The following is an 18,750-nucleotide window of genomic DNA, read 5'->3' as shown; positions in this document are numbered from 1 at the left end:
GCCTGGACGGCCAGACCGACCACACCGGCCAGATCAGCCAGGTCAGCCAGGTCAGCCAGACGGGCCAGGGCAGCCAGGTCAGCCAGATCGGCCAGATCGGCCAGACAGGCCAGACGGGCCAGACCGGTCGGCTCAGAGGAGCCTGATCCATGTTCCTCCGGTTTCCCAAGCGCGAACGCGGCGAGCCGCGCCTGCCGCTGGTCAACGCCGACACGCCGGGGCAGTTCTTTCTGCGCACCATGCTGCTCATCGCCGTGTTCGCAGTGACGGCGTGGGCCTTCTGGGCAAACAACGAACGCCGTTTTGCCGAGGTGCGCGCCTCCTCCGCCGTGTGGGACGAGGCGGACCTGCTGACCGACGGGCAGGAAACGGCGCTGCGCGAACTGGTGGACGCCTTTCGCGAAGTGCACGGGGTAAAGCTGCTCATCCACATCCGGCGCGATACCCCCGTCCTGCCCGCCAGACTGGACGCCCAGACCCTGTTCGTGGGACTGTGCCCGGCCAAGGGCCAGGTCATCGTGGAACTGCCCCCGCTGCTGCGCAAGGCCTACGGCGACGCCCTGGCCCAAACGCTGGAAAACGACTGGCTGCGCCCCGCCATGGCATCTGGCCAATGGGCCGAAGGCCTGGTGCGCGCGCTGAAACACCTGTGGGACCGCCTGGGCGAGAACTGACCGGCCTGGCCACGCCGCTGGCCGGTTGCCCCTGCTCCCCGGCCCGCCCCCTTCCGCATCACCTGCAACCTCACCATCGGACCATTCCATGACCATGAAGAACGTCCAGGCCTTCACCGACGGTTCGTGCCTCGGTAACCCCGGCCCCGGCGGCTGGGCCGCCGTGCTGCGCTGCAACGGCTCCGAACGCGAGCTTTCGGGGGGCTTTGCCCTTACCACCAACAACCGCATGGAAATCCTGGCGGTGATCGAGGCGCTGGCCCTGCTCAAGGAGCCGTGCGGCGTGGACCTGTATACCGACTCGCAGTACGTGCGCAACGCGGTGGAAAAGAAGTGGCTGGCGGGCTGGCGCCGCAACGGCTGGAAGACCAGCGACAAGAAGCCGGTGAAGAACCGCGACCTGTGGGAGCGCCTGCAACCCCTGCTGGACCTGCATCAGGTGCGCTTTCACTGGGTGCGCGGCCACTCCGGCCACCCCGAGAACGAACGCTGCGACGTGCTGGCCCGCACCCAGGCATCGTCGCGCGGGCTGCCGCCCGACACGGGCTACCGGGAATAAGCCGGGGCACGCGCCGCACACATCAGGCTTTTCGATGGAGGGGCGGCCCCGGTAGGGTTCGCCCCCATTCTTTTTTTCCGTGAATCCGTATAGAAACGCGCATGTCCCACCGCACCGCAATCACCGAACGCCCCGTCGAACGGGCCACGGAGCGTGCCATGGTCACCCGCACCCGCAACGGCCACGCCCTCGACCTGCCCCTTGGCACGCGCATGTTGCTGAACATCGCGGGCACCAAGGAAAACCTGTCCAGCGAACTGGTGGGGTTGCAGCACTTCGAGTACCTGATCCTGAAGATGCCGCTGGTGCCCGGCATCCGCGCGCGCCTGCTGAACGGAGAGATGGTGACCCTGCGCTACATAGCCGGGGGCACCATTTTCGGTTTCAAGAGCCAGGTGCTGAATCACATCGTCAAGCCGGGCTTTCTGCTGTTCGTGGACTACCCCGACGCCATGGAACAGGTGGACCTGCGCCAGCACCGCCGGGTCAACTGCCTGCTGCCCGCCGCCGTGCATGGCCACCACGGCGTGTACAAGTGCATCCTGCTTGACCTCAGCGAGGGTGGCTGCAAGGTTTCGCTGGAATTGCAGCGCGACGACCCCATCCGCGAAACCGCCGTGGACGACATGCTGGTGTTGCAGTGCGGCTTCTTTGCCTCGGAAGGAACGGCCCAGACCACCCTTTCGTGCCTGGTGAAAAGCGTTTCCATGGACGGCAACCGCATGCAGCTGGGCCTGAAGTTCGCCGACCTCAGCACCGACACGCAACTGGAGCTTTCCAGCTACCTCGACAACGTGTCCTGCCTGATCTGAGTCCATCCCGAAGGGGCGTGCCCGACGGATCTGTCCAGAGCCTGTCCCATATCCCGGCCCTGTCCCATACCCCGGCCCTGTCCCATATCCCGGCCCTATTCCACATGACCTGTCCCGGCCCTGTCCACTTCGGCGTCCCCCTGCTTGACGCCCCACCGCCCCGCCGCTACCTGATGCCTCATGCATGCGCGGCCATCGGCCCGCACGCCGCGCCGTCTGGCGCGCATCCTTTCGCACGGAGCACCGCATGACCGACGCGCAGACCACCTGGCATCTCTGGGACGGCCTTGGCCGCCCGCTGCTGCGTCTGGTGCTGTCCATGTCCGTCGGGCTGTTCGTGGCAAACTGCATCGAATCGCTGAACTGGACGCGTGGTGTCGCCCGCCTGGCCGCACCGCTGGTGCGCCTGGGGCACCTGCGCGACGTGGCCGGGGCCTCGTTCTCGCTGGCGTTCTTCTCGTCCGTGGCGTCCAACTCGCTGCTGGCCGAAAGCTACGAGAAGGGGGAACTGACCCGGCGCGAACTGCGCTTCGCCAACCTGTTCAACAGCCTGCCCAGCTACTTCGTGCACCTGCCCACGTTGTTCTTCATCACCTGGCCGGTGCTGGGCTTTCCCGCCGTGGTCTACGTGGGACTGACCCTGCTGGCCGCCTTTCTGCGCACCGCGCTGACGGTGGTCTGCGGCCGGGTGCTGCTGCCACCGCTGCCCGAAGGCTGCGTCACCTGCCGCCTGGACGGGCACGAAGCCAAAGGCTGGCGGGCCGGGCTGCACACGGCCTGGATGCGCTTTCGCAAGCGCATGCCCCGGGTGATCTTTTTCACCGTGCCCACCTACGCGGCCATGTACGCCATGCAGCAGGCGGGCTGGTTCGATCTGGCCGAAGCGTGGATGACCCGGCACATGGGCGCGCTGGCCTTTCTGCGGCCCGAAGCGCTGGGCATCGTGCTGCTGCATCTGGCGGCGGAATTCGGCGCGGCGGTGTCCGCCGCCGGGGCCGTGCTGGGCGGTGGGGCGCTGACCGAGAGGGAGGTCGTGCTGGCCCTGCTGGCGGGCAACGTGCTGTCCACGCCCATGCGGGCCTTTCGCCACCAGTTCCCGTCCTACGCCGGATACTTCAGGCCCGCGCTGGCCGCGGAACTGATCGTGGTCAACCAGGCCCTGCGCGCCGCGTCCATCACGCTGGTGGGCGTGGGGTACTATTGGTTGACGCTCCCCTGAAGCAGACATGACGCGCCGCTGGCGCGCACGTCCTCCCCACCGCAGCCTCTGCCCCATCGGGCCACGGCGTACCCGCGTCATTCGCCGATGATCTTCACCAGCACCCGCTTGCGCCGCCCGCCGTCGAACTCTCCGTAAAACACCTGCTCCCACGGCCCCAGGTCCAGCTTGCCTTCGGTCACGGCCACCACCACCTCGCGTCCCATGATCTGGCGCTTCATGTGCGCGTCGGCGTTGTCCTCGCCCACGTTGTGGCGATACTGGCGCACCGGCTCGTGCGGGGCCAGCCGTTCCAGCCACTGCTCGTAGTCGTGGTGCAGGCCGCTTTCGTCGTCGTTGATGAACACGCTGGCAGTGATGTGCATGGCGTTGACCAGGCACAACCCTTCGCGAATGCCGCTTTCCGCCAGTTCCATATCCACCTGCGGGGTGATGTTGATGAACGCCCGCCGCGTGGGCACGTTGAACCACAATTCCTTGCGCCACGATTTCATGCCGTCTCTCCTCCTGTATCAGGCGCGCCCGTCAGACCCATTGCGCCAGTTCGGACAGTTTTGCCAGTTCTGCCTGCTCTGCCAATTCTGCCTGTCCTGCTAATTCGGCCAATTCGGCCAATTCGGCCGGATGTGGCAGCGGCGCAACGGCGCGGGTCGCATCAGGCAGTTTCATTTTTTCATGCTTTGCACATTCTCGTCACAGAAGAGATTCATGCACACCCTGACAACCACTCCTCCTCAAATCGCCATATTTCGGGAATTGTTGTGCGCGATATCAATTTTTCAATACAAAATTGTCAGAATATGCACATTTTTGCGACAAAAATGTCTCATACCGAAAATGTAAAAATCATGCATTCCTGTGTGTGCTCCCGGATACACCGGCGGCCATCCCACTGCAACAGTCCGCCATATCCATTGACGCCCGCGTGACGGAAACACCGGCCACGCCCGTTTTTCCCGCCATGGCGTGCTCGTGCACGCATGATGTGGTCCATGCCGCCGCGCTCATCGCGCCTTCGGACGAGCATTGCATGGAAGTGCCGCCAACCACCCGCCCGCTGCCATGCAACCATCAGAAACACCCGTCGCATCACATGCGCGCGGGCATGCATGCCCGCGTTGCCTTGCCCGATACCGGGCGGTATGGCCCGTTTTCCATCATCTGGAATATCACGGACCATCCCGGAGGAAGGCAGCATGTCCCAGTGGCTCAAGAGCAATGACGTCCTTGGCACCACCAACCGCGGCAACACGGCGGAATCCGGCCTGTGCACCCTGTGCCGCGCCGACTGCATGGGCAAGTGCGAAACCTGGCTTTCGTGCATGAAGGGGCGCGAAACCCTGTACCCGCGCGACTTCGGCATCGTCACCGCAGGCAGCGGCAACACCACCCACGTGGGCGTATCGTACAACTCGCTGCGCATCCAGGGCTACAATTACGGGGCCTGCGGCGCGGGCGAAAAGGCCGCCACCGGCGACGCCCTGTTCACCGACGTGTCCCTTGCCACGTCCTTCGGCGCGCAGCACAAGACCACCTGCCGCTACCCGCTGATGACCGGCGCGCTCGGTTCCACCTTCGTGGCGGCCCGTTACTGGGACGCCTTTGCCACCGGCTGCGCCATCTGTGGCGTGCCCATCGTGGTGGGCGAAAACGTGGTGGGCATCGACCGCGAAGCCGTACTGGAGAACGGGCGCATCACCAAGGCCCCCGAACTGGAACGCCGCATCGACAATTACCTGCGCTACTACGACGGGCACGGCGCCATCATCGTGCAGCTGAACGTGGAGGACACCCGCAACGGCGTGGCCGAATACGTGGCAGGCAAGTACGGCGACAAGGTGATCATCGAGCTGAAGTGGGGCCAGGGCGCCAAGGACATCGGCGGCGAGATCGAGGTGAAGAGCCTGGAGTACGCCCAGTTCCTGAAGCAGCGCGGCTACCTGGTGGATCCCGACCCCACCCGGCCCGAAGTGCAGGAAGGCTACCGCACCGGCGCGGTGAAGGGCTTTGCCCGGCACAGCCGCCTGGGCTACACCGACCTTTCCGGCTACGAGCAGGTGCGCGAAAACTTCATGACCCAGGTGGCCTACCTGCGTTCGCTGGGCTTTGGCCGCATCTCGCTGAAGACCGGCGCCTACGGCATGGAGGCCCTGGCCATGTCCATCCGCCTGGCTTCGGAGTGCGAACTGGACCTGCTGACCATCGACGGCGCGGGCGGCGGCACCGGCATGAGCCCGTGGGACATGATGGAAACCTGGGGCGTGCCCTCCATCCTGCTGCACGCCAAGGCCGCAGAATACGCGGCCCTGCTGGCCGCGGGCGGCCGCAAGGTGGTAGACATGTCCTTCGCGGGCGGCTTCGCCAAGCCCAGCCAGATATTCAAGGGGCTGGCCCTTGGCGCGCCCTATGTGAAGATGATCTGCATGGGCCGGGCCATGATGATTCCCGGCTTCCTCGGCTCCAACATCGAAGGCGTGCTGAAGCCGGAAAACCGCGCCCGCGTCAACGGCAACTGGGACGCGCTGCCCAAGACCGTGGCCGAGCATGGCACCACGGCGGAAGAAATCTTCGCCGGGTATCATGACGTGCAGGCCAGGATTGGCCGCGAAGGCATGAAGGACCTGCCCTACGGGGCCATTGCCATGTGGACCCTGCTGGACAAGCTGGGCGCGGGCGTGCAGCAGCTGATGGCGGGCGCGCGCCGCTTCTCGCTGGACCAGATCCGCCGCGAGGACATCGCCTCCGGCAACCGCGAGACCGAACGCGAGACCGGCATTCCGTTCATCACCGACGTGCAGGACGAGTTTGCCAGGGCCATCCTGAAGGCGTAGCGAAACTGGCGGGGGAGCTTCGGGGCCACCACGGCACCGCACCGCCCCCTGCCGCCATCACCCTCGCACACGAATGAACACGGGGCGGAAACCATGCAGGTTTCCGCCCCGTTCTTGCTTTCTCGTCAGAGCATGCGACAGCGCAGGCCCGGCATCAGCCGCGCCCTACGGAATGAGCGGCTGCCCCTGGGCCAACCTGCCGTCGATCTCGGCTGCGGCCATGGCCAGCCGGGCGGCACGCACCTGCGCATCGCCCCTTGCCGCAATGGCTTCACCTTCCAGCACTGCCCGGCGCGACGGCGGCAGCTGCGCCAGCGCCTCGAACATGGGCGCGGCCCGGCGGTGGTCGTACCCGGCGCGGGCCATGCAGTACAAGGCCAGACGGTCGATGTCGGGGCTGCCGGTCTGGCGGTCCGCTGCGGCGGTTTCGGGCTTCACCAGCCCGCCCGCAGGGGGCATGCCGTAATAACCGCGCACGCCCGGCCTGTCCGTTGCTGACGATACCGCGCCAGCTTTGGTCTGCCCGCTTTGGCCACTCTGGCCACTCTGGCCGCCCTGCCCGTTATGTCGAACATGCCTGGCCATTTCACGCCCCAGCACGGCGGCCAGTTCGTTATCGTCAGAAAAGCGTTCCAGCAGGCCGATGGTCACGAAAATTGCCTGGCCGGAGGCAAAGGAATCCACGGTGTCGCGCACTTCCACATCCATGGTGGTGTCGCACACCCGGTGGAAACGCACCGGCACATCCATGCGCAGGCCGTCGCGCTCCACGGTGTAGGTCACGGTATCGCCCGCGCCCAGGGCCTTGGTGACCTGCCAACGCAGGGTACGCGCGGCCAGCTTGCCGGTGGGCATGGGCTGCCCGTTGACGGCCACCAGCACGTCGCCGGGGCGGATGCCCGCTTCTTCGCCGCCGCTGCCGCGCAGCACGCTGATGACCCGGTGACGGCCATCCAGCCCATACTCGCGCACATACGCATCACGCCAGCGGCGCATTTCCACGTAAGCGCCCAAATCGCCCCAGCGCACTGGCGAAAGCATGTCGTCCAGCGTGTCGGTGCTGACCACCACCACGCCGTCATCCAGCACGGTGCGCCCGCCGCACAGCGGGGCGTTGGCTTCACGCAGGGCATAGCCCACGTTCCACAGCCGTTCGCGCTGGCACATCCGCCGTTCCACCGAGGCAACCGGCTGAGGGCAATGTTCCTTTTTCGCCTCGGCGACGGGAGTCGGGGTCACGGCCTTGCGGCCACAGCCGACCAAAACCGGAGCCAGCGCCAGGGACAGCATCAGGATCAGCAGGGGGGCCGCGAAGGCCGACGCGAACGGCGGCAGGCCGCCCGAGCGCCACTGCATCCTTGCCTGAAATATTGCCATGCCACCTCCATTCCAGTGCATTGCCCCGCGCGGGCATCCTTTTCCCCTCACCCGGCGCAGGTCACTCCCTTGCGCGGAACAAGCCTCCCGGCAAGTGTCCCGTTGCCGCCGCATACCGTGTCGCGTCGGTTCATGCAAGCCCTCTGCGAAATACCACAGTGCATGGCATCACCACGCCACGACATCACATCGTAATACGGCAGAACATGCCGCGTTCGTGCATCCCGGAATGCGAAGCAAACACCGTGCCTTGCAAGCGTGCACTGCAACACGCGCAGGTCGCCGCCCTGACGCGCCGTCGCATGGCCGTTGTACATTCCGCACCATCCGCCACGTGGCCCGGCGCAATCCGCTCCGTGGCGCAACTGCGACAGGCGATGCCGCACCGCCGGGCCGAACTGGTGAGCCAAACCGGCAGACCAAACGGGCAGGCCAAACCGGGCCAAAGGCCGCACGCACGAGAAAGCGCCCCGCGCGCACCCCGTCATGCAAACGTAACCTTCGGAGTATCATTGTAACGTTGCCGCCACCGTCCAGCCATCAAGGACGGGCGCAGCCGTGTGTACATGACCGGAACGCCACGTTCCGCAACCGTCACATGGGGCGGAAACATGACGCCCCGTGCCTGGGGCAACGGGGGCAAATGATGGCGGCCAGTTGCGGCTGGCGAGCGTGACGGCGGCAGGATCGGCACGCGGCGCAAGGAACTGCGCGGTACGGGCCAGCCTGCCACGGGCGCCTGCAAGCGGCACACAGTCAGACGTCTCATCCGGCACACTACCTGGCACACCACCTGGCACACCATCCGGCACACCATCCGATACATATCAGGGGTCGCACCATGGGCAGCAGAAAGACCACGTTCTCCACCACCCGGCAGGAACTGCCCGCCGTGCTGCGGCGCATCGCCGACGCCCTGGAGCGGGGGGACGCCATCGGAGAGCCGGCCACCGCCGTGCCGGAAGACGAGGCGGACCCGTTGCTGGCATCGGGGCTGGGAGATTTTCGCAAGTTCAAGCTCAACGCCAAGCATGCCTTCGGCCAGATGCAGGTGGTGCTCAAGGTCAAGACACCCGACGCAGCCGCCACAGCCGCCGGTGCCGCCGATGCTGACGGAACCACCACCACCGGCACCGGTGCGGGTGCGAGCCACGCCGTTCGCGCTGCGGGCCACCCCTCGTACAAATCGCTGAAAAAGCGGATGCGCGCGTCGTTCAAGGCGTTGCGCCAGGCCGTGCAGGCCGGGGTGATGCCCCCGCCGCAGGCCGCCGCGTCCTTCCTGTCCGATTCGCTGCTGATGGTGGAGTACCCCGGCTACGGCGACGAGCACTACGCGGCGTATCTGGCGGCCACCGAAGCCCTGCGCGCGGCGCTGGAGGCCGTGGGCACGGGCGGCATCCCTGCCGCTGCCCCTGCCGACGCGGCAGATTCCGCCGCCGCACCAGCCGGGGATGGCGGGGCCGCCGTGATCACGCCCGTCACGCCGCCCGTCATGCCCGAAATCCGCCACGCCGTGGAAGAACTCTACCGGCTCATGGTGCTGTGCCATGACCGCTACAAATAGGCCGCCCGCCATGAAGATCGTCAAACCCGTGGCGCGCCAGTGCGCCGATCTGGAAGCCCGGCTGCAGGCCCTTCCTGACGACATCACCGAGCAGGAGGACGCCCTGTTCCGCTCACTGATCGTCACCGACCTGGCTCCCTGGCAGGCGGAACAGGTGACCACCCCCCCGTCCGTGCACGAATCACAGCGCGAGGTGCTTGCCACGCACTGGCACCCCGAATTCGTACCCATGGGGCTGATCCGCCAGCGCATCGAGGCCATGTTTCCGGGGCACGAGGCCGAACTGATCATCCCCACCCAGCACAACGAGCTGACCAGTTGGGACGGCTACACCGGCGTGGAGGTGGACTGCTACTCCAGCGGCTTCAACCAGAAGGTGCAACTGCTGCTGCATTTCGAAAGCAGCCGCGTGGCGGCAACTGCGCCTGGCGCGCACCCCGCGCACATCGGCCCAGCCCCGCTTGACGCCACCGACGTCACGAGGCCCGCCAGCCCCCCACCCCGCAGCACGCCCGGCAGCCCGCCGCAGCCCGCGTATTCCCTGCTGTCCGGCGACAGGACGCACACCGGGGCGCACACCCTGCGTTCCATGCTGGCCCACACCCGCAAGTACCGCGCCTCGCAACTGTACGACTATGTGCGCGCCGTGGTGCAGCCCAGCGACGAGGTGGCCGGACCTGCCGTGCGCGAAACCGGCGCCGACGAAGACGTGCTGGCCTTCGCCCGGCTGATGACCGGCAAGTTCGCCCGCCTGCTGGAAACGCACGGTGCGGCCATGCCCGAGGACATGATCAAGAACAAGCTCTTGCGCAACTTCATCGACGGGCTGCGCGGCGACTGGGAAGACACCTTCATCGACCGGGTGCAGGCCTACCTGAAGGCGGTGAAGGAACAGGTGAAGCGGCGCTTTCCGCTCGACTACTTCTACCGGGCCACGGAATTCATCGAGGAAGCGCACGGCCTTGGCGGCTGCGTGGTCATTCCCCACCCGGAGCAGTTCTGGCCCATCCTGCTCGCGGAGTACGACGTGGACGGCTACGAGGTGTGGAACCCCCAGTCCAGCCGGTACACCGAATTCCTCATTTCCGTGGTCAACCGCAAGAACCGGGGGCCGGGCCTTTCACGCCGCGAGATACTGGTGTTCATGGGCGACGACTGCCACCTGGGCGAAAAGACCCGCCCGCGCGAACAACAGGACACGGAAAAGGCCGCCCGCGAGGTGGGCCTGCAACCGGCCTGGGACGACCCCGCCGTGCGCAAGCGCCTTTCGTTGACCGGGGTAAGCCGCGCCAGCGTGATCCGGGATTACCGGGCGCGCCTTTCCGGCTAGCATTTCCCGCACCGGGGGGCAGTCGTCATCTGCGGAGCACTGCCCGCATCGCGCCCCGGCGTCACCCGACCTTCACCCGCACGGCACGCCCCCGCCCCCGGCGGGCGGCATACACGAAGCAGACAGGAGACACCCATGAGTTCGGAAGAAAAGTTCGTCTTCGAATCGTTGCAGGACTGCGAATCCATCCGCGCCTTTCTGGAAGCGCTCACCGAGGGCGTGGGCAGCAAGCACCTGGTGCTGTCATCGGGCGGCGAGCGCATCGAACTGTACCCGCAGGGCCTCTTGCAGGTGGAAGTGAAGGCCCGGCGCAAGGGCGGGTCGAGCAAGGTCAGCCTGAAGCTGGAATGGAAGGACGCCCCCCGCGTGGAAACCACCGACAGGACGCTGTCCGTCAGCAGCAACTGATGCCCGCGGCTGCGCAGGTGCCGGTAAGCCGCCCCCGGTTGGCGCCGGGAAAACACAGGCATGCCTGCCAACTGGCGTGACAGGCGTGGCTGGCCCGACGGGCCTGACGGGCCTGACGGCCTCGTGAGCCGCAGCCCGCATTCTTCAACGGACAGTTCCAAAGGCGAGATGCTGCGCACATGATCACCTTCGAAGGACTGAGCGAAAACTTCAGGTTCCTGGTGCTCGAGGTTTCGGGCCAGTTGCGCGCCACGCACGAATTCATGCGTGCCCCCACGCGCGAGCTGTTCGACCGCATCACCGGGCGCGACGACTACATCGACAACCTGAAGACCATCATCGAGAACAAGTGCTTCTCGCGCATCCACACGGACAACTCGCTGGACCGGCGCGAGATACACCGCATCCGGGCCATCCACACCATTGCCGTGAACCTGGAGCGCATCGCCGACTTCTGCGTGAACATCCTGGGGCAGATGGCCCACCTTTCCGACCCCGGCAGGCTGCGGGACGACGAGTACGATCCCATCTTCGCCGAGATAGACGCCAGCCTGAACCGCATCATCCCCGCACTGGAAAAGGAAGACCTGCCCGCCGCGCTGGCCATCTGCCGCAGCGAATACGAGCTGGACCGGCTGTACGAGGCGGTGTTCCACCGTACCCTGGCCGAAATGTCCGATGGCCGCAGCGTGCACGACCGCATCACCACCATCTTCATCTTCCGGTACCTGGAGCGCATCGGCGACAGCCTGCTGAACGTGGGCGAGGCGCTGATCTTCAGCGTGCTGGGCGAGAAGATCAAAATCAAGCAGTTCGAAGCGTTGCAGAAAACGCTGTCCACATCGGGGTTTGGAGATTCGCTGTCGGACATCGACTTCCGGTCCATCTGGGGCACCCGCTCCGGTTGTCGCATCGGCCGGGTGGAACGGGTGCGGGGCGCGCGCAGTTCCACCGGCGACGCGGAAGGCGGGGGCGGTCCGTCCTGCGGCAACCCGGTGCAGACGGGGCCCGACGGCCAGCCCAGGCCCGAACCCGGCGGCCTCGGTTCCATCTACAAGCAGGGCAACAAGAAAAAGATCATCAAGGAGCGGGACAACATCGCCCGCTGGTCCACCCTGTTTCCCAACCTGGTGCCGGAAATCTTCGGCTACCACGAGGACGACGATTCCGCCGCGCTGCTGGTGGAGTTTCTGCAGGGGTGCACCCTGGACGAAATCGTCCTGACCGGCGACGGGGAAATCCTGCAGAACGCCATGTTCGTGCTGCTGCAAACCCTGCACGAAATCTGGGAAAAGACGGCCACGCCCGGCCCGGTGGACACCGACTACATGCGTCAGATGCGTTCGCGCATGGAAGCGGTGTTACAGGTGCACCCCGGCCTGCGGCGCGACGGCGTGGAACTGTGCGGCGCGGGGGCCCTGTCCACCGAACAGCTCATCGACCGTTGCGAGGCCATAGAAAAAACCCTGCCCGCGCCGTTCACCGTGTTCATCCACGGCGACTTCAACGTGAACAACCTGGTCTACGACCACGCCCGGCAGGCGGTGCGATTCATCGACCTGTACCGCTCGCGCGACTGCGACTACGTGCAGGACATTTCGGTGTTCCTGGTTTCCAACTACCGGTTGCCGGTGTTCGAACCCGCCCTGCGCGAACGCATCCGCTGGGTGATGCGCGAATTCCTGCTGTTCGCCACCGGGGTGGCCGCCGCACGGGGCGACGCCACCTTCCAGGCGCGGCTGGCCCTTGCGCTGGCCCGCTCGCTGTACACGTCGACCCGCTTCGAACTGAACCACCACTTCGCCAAGGACATGTACCTGCGCTCGCACTACCTGATGGAGCGCATCGTGGCCCATCGCGGTTCGTGGGAAAGCTTCCGCCTGCCGGCAGAGGTGCTGGACTGCGGCTGCAACGCCATCATGAGGGAGGAAACGCCGTGCGCATTGGCGTCGTAGGGACCAAGGGAGGCTGGTCGTCGGAACTGCTGGCCGACACCGTGGGCAGGGCCACCGGGCGCCGCCTGCTCATCGAAATGGACAAGGTGCGGCTGGACCTGCCGTCGGGCCGCTGCATGTACGAAGGCACCGACCTTTCCACGCTGGATGCGCTGATCATCAAGAAGATCGGCGCGTGGTACTCGCCAGACCTGCTGGACCGGCTGGAAATGCTGCGCCTGCTCAACGAGCGCGGCCTGCCCGTGTTCTCAGCCCCGTTGCGGGTGCTGCGGGTGCTGGACCGGCTGAGCTGCACCATCACCCTGCAGTCCGGCGACATCCCCATGCCGCCCACCACCATCACCGAAGACGTGGACCATGCCGTGGAAGCCGTGCGCGAGTATGGCCGGGCCGTGTTCAAGCCGCTGTATTCCACCAAGGCGCGGGGCATGACCATCATGGAGGACGGCCCCGGCCTGCCCGATCTGCGCGACAGGATAGCTGCCTACAAGGCCGACCATTCCATCCTGTACATCCAGAAAACCATAGAGCTGGAAGGCGGGCAGGATCTGGGCGTGGTCTTTCTGGGCGGCAGGTACCTGACCACCTATGCCCGCTGCCGCACCAACGGCAGCTGGAACACCACCACGGTCAACGGCGGCAAGTACGCCGCGTTCGAGCCCCCGGCGGAAATCATCGACATGGCCCGACGGGCGCAGGCCCTGTTCGGGCTGGACTTCACCTGCGTGGACGTGGCCCTGACCGATTCCGGCCCCTACGTTTTCGAGGTGTCGGCCTTCGGCGGGTTCCGGGGCATTCTGGAAACCAGCGGGCTGGATGCCGCGCAGTTGCTGCTGGAGCACGTGCAGTGCTGCCTGGCCGACAGAGCCCTGTCCGGCGGCTGCGGATCGGCCCCCACCATCACGCCCCCTGTCGAGCCCAACTGCATGGAGCCCGCCGCATGAGCGCCACCGCCGCACGCACCCTGGCCCCGCACCTGACGCGCGCCGCACTGGCCGCAGACGTGCGCGGCTGGTACCCCGCCACCCACGAACTGGCCCTGCGCATCAACGACGCGTACGTCCGCGTGGCCACCAACGCGCCGGAACTGCACGCCAAACTGACCCGCTACTTCGGCGAGTTCCTGGCTCCGCAGGTGTCGGAACACGGCGTGCCCGCCGGGGCGGACGTCATTCGCGTCACCGCGCACGAGGCCCCGCGCCGCGACTGGGGGCTGCCCTTCACGGCAAAACAGCCCGACGCGGGCAAACGCAAGATCAAGGAAGAGTATCTGGACCTGCCGGACGGACGCCTGGTGCACAAGCGGCTGACGGGCATGCTCTTTGCCTTCGGCCATGGCGACAACGTGGCCGTGGGGCCATGCACCGCCAACGACAACCAGGTGGTCAACTTCATCAACAACCGCTACCTGGAACTGATGCTGAACCGGGGCTGCCTGCTGGGGCACGCCGCCGCCGTATCCCACGCCGGGCGCGGTCTGGCCGTGGCGGGCTTTTCCGGCATGGGCAAATCCACCCTGTCCCTGCGGCTGATGAGCCGGGGGGCCACCTTCGTCAGCAACGACCGGGTGCTGGTGGAGCGGAACGGCGCCGCCGCCCCGCGCTGTCTGGGCATTCCCAAGCAGCCGCGCATCAACCCCGGCACCATCCTGGCCAACCCGGACCTTGCCGCGGTGCTGACCGAAGAAGAACGCATCACCCTTTCCGCCCTGCCCCCCGACGACCTGTGGCACCTGGAGCGCAAGTACGACGCCATCATTGCCGATTGCTTCGGGCCGGGGCGGTTCATACCGCAGGCCCCGCTGGATGCGCTGGTGATCCTGAACTGGCGGCGCAACACGGGCGAGCCGCTGCGGGTGCGCATGGACAGCGCGCAGGACCGGCCCGACCTGTTGCCCGCGTTCATGAAGTCCACCGGGGTGTTCTACCTGCCCGCCCCCGGCGGTTGGGAGCAGGACCCAAGCCATACCGAGTACGCGCGGGGGCTGGCCGGGGTGCCCATCATCGAGCTATCCGGCGGGGTGGATTTTGACGCGGCGGCGGATGCCTGCATGCACTTCCTGTCCGCCGGAACGCTGTAGGGCGGGCGCGCATGGCCCGGCTGCTGCTGACCCGGCAGGTAACCCTGCCCGACCCGGTGAAGGTGGAACGCTTCACCCGCGCGCCCGACCTTGGCCCGCACATCCTGTTCTTCAGCGGGGGCACGGCCCTGCGCGACGCCTCCACCGACCTTGCGCGGTACACCCACAACTCGGTGCACCTGATCACCCCGTTCGACTCGGGCGGCAGTTCCGCCCGGCTGCGCCAGGCCTTCGCCATGCCCGCCGTGGGTGACCTGCGCAACCGGCTGATGGCCCTGGCCGACCGCAGCCTGCACGGCAACCCCGCCGTGTTCAGGTTGTTCGCCTTCCGCCTGCCCGCCGAGGGCGACCGGGCAGAACTGGCCGACACACTCACCGCTCTGGCCCAGGGCAGGCACCCACTTGTGCGGGCCATACCCGACCCGCTGCGCAAGATCGTGCGTTCGCACATCGGTACATTCATTGACCACGCCGGGCTGGACAAGGACGGGGGCTTCGACCCGCGCGGGGCCAGCCTTGGCAACATCGTGCTGGCATCGGGCTACCTGCAGAACCGCCGCCACCTCGACCCGGTGATCTTCATCTTTTCCAAGCTGGTGCAGGTACGCGGGGTGGTGCGGCCCATCGCCAACGCAGACCTGCACCTAGCCGTGAAGCTGGCCGATGGCCGGATCATCGGCGGGCAACACCGCTTTACCGGCAAGAACGGCGCGCCGCCGCTCACCGCCCGCATCGACGACATCTGGCTGTGCAAGTCACCCGACGACACCACCCCGGCAGACCTGCGCCTGCGGGCCAAGGCACGCGAACTCATCGGCACCGCAGAACTGGTGTGCTACCCTGTGGGCAGCTTCTATTCCAGCGTCATCGCCAACCTGTTGCCCACGGGCGTGGGTGCGGCCCTGGCCGCCACCCGTTGCCCCAAGGTCTTCGTGCCCAATACCGGCATTGACCCGGAACTGCTGGGGCACACCCTGGAATTGCAGGTGGAGAGGCTGCTGCGCCATCTGCAGAGCGACGCGCCGGACGCCATCACCCCGCGCGACGTGCTGGACTTCGTGCTGGTGGACAGCAAGGGGGGCCGCTACCCCGGCGGCGTGTCCAAAAGCCTTGCGCAACGCCTGGCCGGGCTGGGCATCCGCGTGTTGGACTGCCCGCTGGTGAGCCGCCAGTCGGCCCCGTACATCGACGAACGCCTGCTCAATCCGGTGCTGCTTTCGCTGTGCTGACGCCCTGCGGGGCGCCCGTACCATGCACACCGGCAACAACCGCTACCAACCGAATGGAGGATTCCCATGGACGGTGAAAAGCAGAAGGTGAGCATTGAACAGCACATGGCCTACGCCGACGCGGTGGCCTACCTGGAAGCGTTGCTCAAGGGCTTCAAGGAAGGGCGCATCGTGGTGGAACGCGGCGGCGAGTCCGTGGTGCTCACCCCGCCCCAGAGCGTGAACGTGGAAATCGAGGCCCGCCGCAAGGGCGACAAGCAGAAGTTCTCGCTGGAACTGGAGTGGAGTGCGGCCCCTGCCGTGGTGGAAGATCCGCTGACCATCTCCGCCGACCTGCCCAAGACCGATCCCGCAAAGCCTTGCGACAAGGGCTGCCCCACCGCCGCCCCTGCAGAAGCGGCCAAGCCCGCCGAAGCCAGGCCTGCCGCAGCCCCTGCCAAGCCCGCGCCTTCGGCTCCGGCGGCCACGGCAAGCCAGGGCAAGGCCGAACCCGCCAAGCCCGCCGAACCGGCCAAGCCCGCCGCCCCCAAGGACGCCCCCAAGCCCGGCGGCAAGTAGCCCCGCGCCACACCGGACGGAACATACACGAAGGCCGCCCGCCGGAGCATTCCGACGGGCGGCCTTTTCATCTCGAATCGAAGCGTTGACCTGCGACGCTTCAAGGGCTGTTCCCCAATGAGGATTTTCGTTCGTTGGCAAGGAAAACAAGCCCGCCATGACGGGAGTATGCCTCAGCCGTTAGGCGAGCTTGCGAGCCGTACGGATGAGGACCGCAGCGCGCTCTTATCGTATTCGACCGGAGCCTCAGCCGTCAGGTGAGCGAAGCGAACCCTACGGATGAGGACAGCAGCGCATGGCGGGCGAAGTTTGACGACGCCAACGGGCGAAAGGTCCATTTGGGGACAGCCCTACGCGGTCATGTTGTGAATGATCCCCCGCAACTGCCCGGCCATGTCGGCCAGCGCGCTTACCGCCCGACCGGCCTGCTCCACCTCGGAGGTGACCTTGCCCGAAATGTCGCGCACCTCGGCCACGGAACTGCTGATGTGTTCGCTGGTGGACGATTGCTGCTCCGCCGCCGTGGCGATGGCGTGCACCTGATCGTTGGTGGCCACGACAAGGGTGACGATTTCCGCCAGGGCCGCGCCCGACTCGGCGGACAGCCCACGCGAGCGTTCCACGGCGTGCACCGCCGCCTCCATGCCGGCCACCGAATCGCGGGTGCCTTCCTGAATGGCCCGGATGGCCTCTCCCACCTCGCGGGTGGCGTTCATGGTCTTTTCCGCCAGCTTGCGCACCTCGTCGGCCACCACGGCAAAGCCGCGCCCGGCGTCACCGGCACGCGCCGCCTCGATGGCAGCGTTCAGGGCCAGCAGGTTGGTCTGGTCGGCAATGTCGCTGATGACCTCCATGACCCTGCCGATGCCTTCGGCCCGGGTGCCCAGCGTGCCAAGGTCGGCCTTCAGCCGGGCGGCCATGGTGCTCACTTCGTCGATGGCGGCCATGGCCTTTTCCACCACGCCCGCCCCGGCTTCCGCCTTGGCGCGGGCATCGGTGGCCTGACGGGCGGCGTCGGAGGCGTTGCGCGCCACCGCCAGCACCGCGCTGTTCATTTCGTCCATGGCGGCTGCCGTCTCGCCTATGCGGTTGGCCTGCCTGTCGGTCAGGCTGCCCGCGTTGCGCATCTGCCCGGCCAGGGTGGCCGAGGTGCGGGCCACCTCGCCGGATATTCCTTCCGACTCATGGGCAGCATCGGCAATGCGCTTGTTGGTGGCTTCCAGTTCGGCCTCGCGGGCGCGCAGGTCTGTAAGGTCCTGATAGATGCACAGCGCGCCCATCAGCTTGCCCTCTATGTCGTACAGGGGCGAGGCATTGATGAAGATGCGCCGCTTGCCGCCCTTGCGCCCGGTCAGATCCACCTCGCGCCGGGCGATGGCGCCGTTTTCGATACAGTCGCGCAGCACGGTGCGGCGGGTGGCGTCGCCGTAGAAGAACTGGGCCACGTTCTGGCCGTAGAAGCTTTCCGGCTGGCCGTCGTGTTCCAGGATATGCAGCAGGTTGGAGTTGGTGTAGGTAAGCACCTCCTTGGGGTCCACCACCACGAAGGGGGTATCGATACCCTTCAGCACGCCCTGGGCAAATGAAAGGTTTCTGCGCAACTGGCCGATAAGCCCATCAAGGGCGATGCGCATCTCCACCAGTTCATCGCCGCCGTCGCAGGCGAAACAGACGGAATGATCACCGGTCTTCAGGCGGTCGAGCCGCCAGGTGATCTCGCCCAGCGGTTTGACCACCTTGGCGTGCAGCAACACGGCCAGGGCAACGGCCAGCATCACCGCGCACCCCACGGTGATGCCCCCGGCCAGCCAGATGGCGCCGGGGGTGATGGAGCCGGTTCCGACGGAACCGAGCCAGGCGAAACCGCCCAGACAGATCAGGGGAACGAGTGCGAGCAGGAAGATAAGTGTCCGGATGCGCAACCCTTGCATCATCGAGGCATCTCCTTATGTCACAGGACACGGCAAAATGGCGGTTCGAGTCTGGCGGCGCCGCCCCGCGCCGGGAGCATTTGCTGCGTGCGTCCGCAACGGATGCATTTGGCGGCATGCATCACGTTACTGCCTATCGGCGCAATCGAAAGAAACGTTAGCCGAGCGGGCGGGGCCTTTCAAGAAATTCCCCGCGGTTTTCAGCCCCGCCCGGCCGCATGCA

17 protein-coding genes are annotated in these 18,750 nt (G+C 66.5%); 13 read left to right on the top strand and 4 right to left on the bottom strand.

Annotation, left to right across the window (positions count from 1 at the left end; translation table 11 throughout):
- The first annotated feature begins 149 nt into the window (after positions 1-149).
- From DESTE_RS14385 to DESTE_RS14370, 4 genes are all read left to right on the top strand, one after another.
- Positions 150-674 (top strand): TPM domain-containing protein, encoded by a 525-nt coding sequence (locus DESTE_RS14385; protein WP_035068289.1) that lies wholly within the window; start codon positions 150-152, stop codon positions 672-674.
- 88 nt (positions 675-762) lie between these two features.
- Positions 763-1,233: a ribonuclease HI gene (gene rnhA / locus DESTE_RS14380; RefSeq protein ID WP_015946296.1), complete on the top strand. Its 471-nt coding sequence runs from the start codon at positions 763-765 to the stop codon at positions 1,231-1,233.
- Between the two features lie 101 nt (positions 1,234-1,334).
- Entirely contained in the window at positions 1,335-2,045 is a 711-nt protein-coding gene (locus DESTE_RS14375) for a flagellar brake protein (protein WP_035068288.1), read from the top strand.
- Positions 2,046-2,292: 247 nt separating this feature from the next.
- Entirely contained in the window at positions 2,293-3,264 is a 972-nt protein-coding gene (locus tag DESTE_RS14370; RefSeq protein WP_035068287.1) for a membrane protein, read from the top strand.
- 77 nt (positions 3,265-3,341) lie between these two features.
- Here DESTE_RS14370 and DESTE_RS14365 read toward each other — a convergent pair whose 3' ends face one another.
- On the bottom strand, positions 3,342-3,758 hold the full coding sequence (locus tag DESTE_RS14365; RefSeq protein WP_035068286.1) for a secondary thiamine-phosphate synthase enzyme YjbQ: 417 nt from the start codon (positions 3,756-3,758) through the stop codon (positions 3,342-3,344).
- Positions 3,759-3,789: 31 nt separating this feature from the next.
- Positions 3,790-3,933, bottom strand: a complete 144-nt coding sequence (locus tag DESTE_RS18095) for a hypothetical protein (protein ID WP_156925377.1) — start codon at positions 3,931-3,933, stop codon at positions 3,790-3,792.
- Between the two features lie 527 nt (positions 3,934-4,460).
- Between DESTE_RS18095 and DESTE_RS14360 the strand changes: the two genes are divergently transcribed.
- Positions 4,461-6,095, top strand: a complete 1,635-nt coding sequence (locus DESTE_RS14360; RefSeq protein ID WP_035068285.1) for a glutamate synthase-related protein — start codon at positions 4,461-4,463, stop codon at positions 6,093-6,095.
- Between the two features lie 165 nt (positions 6,096-6,260).
- Here the strand turns inward: DESTE_RS14360 and DESTE_RS14355 are convergent, their stop codons facing one another.
- On the bottom strand, positions 6,261-7,472 hold the full coding sequence (locus tag DESTE_RS14355) for a M48 family metallopeptidase (protein ID WP_035068284.1): 1,212 nt from the start codon (positions 7,470-7,472) through the stop codon (positions 6,261-6,263).
- Between the two features lie 841 nt (positions 7,473-8,313).
- Here DESTE_RS14355 and DESTE_RS14350 point away from each other — a divergent pair.
- The 8 genes from DESTE_RS14350 to DESTE_RS18595 all read left to right on the top strand — a co-directional run bounded on the left by DESTE_RS14350 (position 8,314) and on the right by DESTE_RS18595 (position 16,596).
- Positions 8,314-9,036, top strand: a complete 723-nt coding sequence (locus DESTE_RS14350) for a GAK system XXXCH domain-containing protein (protein WP_051384483.1) — start codon at positions 8,314-8,316, stop codon at positions 9,034-9,036.
- The gene (locus DESTE_RS14345) at positions 9,020-10,366 is read left to right on the top strand and encodes a hypothetical protein (RefSeq protein WP_245590862.1); all 1,347 of its coding nucleotides are present in this window, start codon (positions 9,020-9,022) and stop codon (positions 10,364-10,366) included. Before DESTE_RS14350 ends, DESTE_RS14345 begins: the two co-directional genes overlap by 17 nt.
- Before the next feature lie 135 nt (positions 10,367-10,501).
- Positions 10,502-10,774, top strand: a complete 273-nt coding sequence (locus tag DESTE_RS14340; RefSeq protein WP_035068282.1) for an amphi-Trp domain-containing protein — start codon at positions 10,502-10,504, stop codon at positions 10,772-10,774.
- 179 nt (positions 10,775-10,953) lie between these two features.
- On the top strand, positions 10,954-12,729 hold the full coding sequence (locus DESTE_RS14335; RefSeq protein ID WP_035068281.1) for a PhoU domain-containing protein: 1,776 nt from the start codon (positions 10,954-10,956) through the stop codon (positions 12,727-12,729).
- Positions 12,711-13,673: a GAK system ATP-grasp enzyme gene (locus DESTE_RS14330; protein ID WP_051384482.1), complete on the top strand. Its 963-nt coding sequence runs from the start codon at positions 12,711-12,713 to the stop codon at positions 13,671-13,673. The genes DESTE_RS14335 and DESTE_RS14330 overlap by 19 nt, the downstream gene beginning before the upstream one ends.
- Entirely contained in the window at positions 13,670-14,809 is a 1,140-nt protein-coding gene (locus tag DESTE_RS14325) for an HprK-related kinase B (protein WP_084559482.1), read from the top strand. Before DESTE_RS14330 ends, DESTE_RS14325 begins: the two co-directional genes overlap by 4 nt.
- 11 nt (positions 14,810-14,820) lie before the next feature.
- Positions 14,821-16,038, top strand: a complete 1,218-nt coding sequence (locus DESTE_RS14320; RefSeq protein WP_035068280.1) for a GAK system CofD-like protein — start codon at positions 14,821-14,823, stop codon at positions 16,036-16,038.
- A 66-nt stretch (positions 16,039-16,104) separates the two neighbouring features.
- Positions 16,105-16,596, top strand: coding sequence for an amphi-Trp domain-containing protein (locus tag DESTE_RS18595; protein WP_051384481.1), 492 nt, complete (start codon positions 16,105-16,107; stop codon positions 16,594-16,596).
- A 350-nt stretch (positions 16,597-16,946) separates the two neighbouring features.
- On the opposite strand, the gene DESTE_RS14310 is transcribed toward DESTE_RS18595, so the two are convergent.
- The gene (locus DESTE_RS14310; protein ID WP_245590861.1) at positions 16,947-18,530 is read right to left on the bottom strand and encodes a methyl-accepting chemotaxis protein; all 1,584 of its coding nucleotides are present in this window, start codon (positions 18,528-18,530) and stop codon (positions 16,947-16,949) included.
- Positions 18,531-18,750 lie beyond the last annotated feature (220 nt).

The sequence above is a fragment of the Nitratidesulfovibrio termitidis HI1 genome (assembly GCF_000504305.1).
GTDB lineage: Bacteria > Desulfobacterota > Desulfovibrionia > Desulfovibrionales > Desulfovibrionaceae > Cupidesulfovibrio > Cupidesulfovibrio termitidis.
Note: the sequence above shows the minus strand (reverse complement) of the source record. Positions and strands in the feature narration are given on the sequence as shown.

What these genes read in the sequence shown, in the direction of transcription:
- DESTE_RS14310 (WP_245590861.1), bottom strand. Translation starts at nt 18,530, where the DNA reads ATGATGCAAGGGTTGCGCATCCGGACACTTATCTTCCTGCTCGCACTC.
- DESTE_RS14355 (WP_035068284.1), bottom strand. Translation starts at nt 7,472, where the DNA reads ATGGCAATATTTCAGGCAAGGATGCAGTGGCGCTCGGGCGGCCTGCCG.
- DESTE_RS14385 (WP_035068289.1), top strand. Translation starts at nt 150, where the DNA reads ATGTTCCTCCGGTTTCCCAAGCGCGAACGCGGCGAGCCGCGCCTGCCG.
- DESTE_RS14365 (WP_035068286.1), bottom strand. Translation starts at nt 3,758, where the DNA reads ATGAAATCGTGGCGCAAGGAATTGTGGTTCAACGTGCCCACGCGGCGG.
- DESTE_RS14360 (WP_035068285.1), top strand. Translation starts at nt 4,461, where the DNA reads ATGTCCCAGTGGCTCAAGAGCAATGACGTCCTTGGCACCACCAACCGC.
- DESTE_RS14320 (WP_035068280.1), top strand. Translation starts at nt 14,821, where the DNA reads ATGGCCCGGCTGCTGCTGACCCGGCAGGTAACCCTGCCCGACCCGGTG.
- rnhA (WP_015946296.1), top strand. Translation starts at nt 763, where the DNA reads ATGACCATGAAGAACGTCCAGGCCTTCACCGACGGTTCGTGCCTCGGT.
- DESTE_RS14350 (WP_051384483.1), top strand. Translation starts at nt 8,314, where the DNA reads ATGGGCAGCAGAAAGACCACGTTCTCCACCACCCGGCAGGAACTGCCC.
- DESTE_RS14345 (WP_245590862.1), top strand. Translation starts at nt 9,020, where the DNA reads ATGACCGCTACAAATAGGCCGCCCGCCATGAAGATCGTCAAACCCGTG.
- DESTE_RS14375 (WP_035068288.1), top strand. Translation starts at nt 1,335, where the DNA reads ATGTCCCACCGCACCGCAATCACCGAACGCCCCGTCGAACGGGCCACG.
- DESTE_RS18595 (WP_051384481.1), top strand. Translation starts at nt 16,105, where the DNA reads ATGGACGGTGAAAAGCAGAAGGTGAGCATTGAACAGCACATGGCCTAC.
- DESTE_RS14325 (WP_084559482.1), top strand. Translation starts at nt 13,670, where the DNA reads ATGAGCGCCACCGCCGCACGCACCCTGGCCCCGCACCTGACGCGCGCC.
- DESTE_RS14370 (WP_035068287.1), top strand. Translation starts at nt 2,293, where the DNA reads ATGACCGACGCGCAGACCACCTGGCATCTCTGGGACGGCCTTGGCCGC.
- DESTE_RS14335 (WP_035068281.1), top strand. Translation starts at nt 10,954, where the DNA reads ATGATCACCTTCGAAGGACTGAGCGAAAACTTCAGGTTCCTGGTGCTC.
- DESTE_RS14340 (WP_035068282.1), top strand. Translation starts at nt 10,502, where the DNA reads ATGAGTTCGGAAGAAAAGTTCGTCTTCGAATCGTTGCAGGACTGCGAA.
- DESTE_RS18095 (WP_156925377.1), bottom strand. Translation starts at nt 3,933, where the DNA reads ATGAAACTGCCTGATGCGACCCGCGCCGTTGCGCCGCTGCCACATCCG.